Annotated in this window: 2 protein-coding genes; both read right to left on the reverse strand. The window is 32.8% G+C overall.

Going from position 1 to position 1,113, the window contains the following annotated elements:
* Positions 1-62: 62 nt before the first annotated feature.
* On the reverse strand, positions 63-539 hold the full coding sequence (locus ATH1_RS0116350; protein ID WP_139035489.1) for a HigA family addiction module antitoxin: 477 nt from the start codon (positions 537-539) through the stop codon (positions 63-65).
* Between the two features lie 4 nt (positions 540-543).
* Entirely contained in the window at positions 544-1,029 is a 486-nt protein-coding gene (locus tag ATH1_RS0116355) for a hypothetical protein (protein WP_010424331.1), read from the reverse strand.
* Positions 1,030-1,113: the final 84 nt, after the last annotated feature.

Raw genomic sequence — 1,113 nt, forward strand, 5'->3', positions numbered from 1 at the left:
GCTTACAATATGCTGTGGAGCCCCGGCTGGCGTATTACAGCTTTGTTGTAGCGCGTTTTATATCAGGTTATTAAGTCTTTCAATGAGTAATTGTTAAATCTTCTCGTTTTGGTTTTTCTGATTTTTTTGAGTTCGTTTTTCGCCTGAATTTCAATCCAAAGCATTGGGTCATTATTAAAAATTTTTCCCAAGATGATTGCTAATTCATAATTTATCGGTCTCTCTCCGTTTATTAATTTGCTCAAATTAGAAGGATTTATTTCAATGTAATGAGCAAATTTCTTTTGAGGGATTTCCAGTGTTTTCAAGTATTCCTTTAAAAAATCCCCCGGAAGCTTAAGTTCGGTTCCGTCAGATTCCAGATAATCTTGCATTTGAAATTTGATTGCCAACAATTCAATCTCCCTTTGTTGTGCTTCTGACCGACTTTTTACCTTATTCAACATTATGGCCTGGAAATCTTTAAATTCATCTGTTCCAGTATCCATTGGATTTGTTAACATTCCGTTTGTTGGCTCTGCGCTATTATTTCGTTTCATCGTTTTATTTTTTTTCAAGGTATTCATTCATCAATTTCAGTGCGTTCTCACTATCAATATACATTCTCTGTCCAAGTCCTACTGACGCACCATATTTTTTCGAATACCATTTTATTAGGCTTGTTTTCGCCATAAAGGTTAAAAATCCTTTGTAAGTACTTTTCAATTTGAAACTTTCTCTACATGCAAAAGCAATCAAACAGCCGGCGACATAATCATATTTCTTATTTTTTCGTCCGATGTTATGCGGTGCTATCTCTAAAACATTCATAATGAGCATTTCATTTTCTGTTTTTAGTTGTAAAGCACCTTCAACGCTTGGATTTAGGCCAATTGTTCGTAAGATGAACATTTTGGAATTTTTTTCTTTGCTTAATTCTCTCCAGTTGAAATTCCATCCATCTTTTTTTAATGGTATTTCATTTGGTTCAGGGACAACAATTTCTGCCTTTACTAATTGGTCGTTTTTTACGTCTAATATGTAAATCATTTATTCGTTTTTCTCTTAGTAAAGATAATAAAAGTTGTCAATAATGTATAATTTAGTTACATGAAATTGTCTTTTTTTTAATGC

Source organism: Anaerophaga thermohalophila DSM 12881 (genome assembly GCF_000191885.1).
Lineage (GTDB): Bacteria > Bacteroidota > Bacteroidia > Bacteroidales > Marinilabiliaceae > Anaerophaga > Anaerophaga thermohalophila.